Below are 255 nucleotides of genomic sequence, written 5' to 3' on the forward strand. Positions count from 1 at the left end.
GTGCTGTCCGTCGGCATCGACCTGTAAAACATGGCTGTAGCCGTTTTCTTCGGCGTATTTCAAACCGGTTTTGACCGCCGCGCCTTTGCCGCCGTTGATGGGGCGGTAAAGGACGTGGATGCCGTCTGAAACCAATGCCTGCAATACGGGTTTGCATTCTTCGCGCGAACCGTCGTCCACAATCAATACGTCCAAACCGAAGCCGTGCATGGTCTGTACGACGCGGGCGATGGTTGTCGGATGGTTGTAGTGGGG

At 56.5% G+C, this 255-nt stretch carries 1 protein-coding gene; it reads right to left on the reverse strand.

Going from position 1 to position 255, the window contains the following annotated elements; genetic code table 11:
- A partial coding sequence (locus ACTHSX_RS10745) for a glycosyltransferase (protein WP_440379679.1) occupies positions 1 to 255 on the reverse strand: 255 nt, incomplete at both ends.

Origin of the sequence: Neisseria sp. P0014.S002 (assembly GCF_051958295.1) — a bacterium.
GTDB lineage: Bacteria > Pseudomonadota > Gammaproteobacteria > Burkholderiales > Neisseriaceae > Neisseria > Neisseria flavescens_B.